General features: G+C 60.0%; 1 protein-coding gene. It reads right to left on the bottom strand.

From position 1 onward, the window contains the following. Positions 1–73: 73 nt before the first annotated feature. A partial coding sequence (locus F2P46_RS39550; RefSeq protein WP_208296982.1) for a hypothetical protein occupies positions 74–255 on the bottom strand: 182 nt, incomplete at its 5' end.

The raw sequence follows: 255 nt of genomic DNA, 5'->3' as shown, positions 1-255 counted from the left end.
TCCTCCATCAGGATTAGGCGGTGGAATAGATTGGCTAGCATGGTGATTCGCACCCAACAGCGTAGGATGCGAATCACAAAACACAGCGTCCAACGGCAGCGTTGAGTACAGCGACAAGCCGCAAGGTTCGGGCAAAGTCTCGTCCGTCAATCGCAACGGCACCACCACCACGGTGCGCGAGCGCGAGCGTACCGCCGACGAGCACAACCGGCACATCAAGTTCCTGCTGGCACAGGCGCGCATCCGCGGCCTGAA

This window comes from Massilia sp. CCM 8734, from assembly GCF_011682155.1.
Lineage (GTDB): Bacteria > Pseudomonadota > Gammaproteobacteria > Burkholderiales > Burkholderiaceae_D > Telluria_A > Telluria_A rubra.
This window is presented reverse-complemented; position numbering and strand designations above follow the sequence as displayed.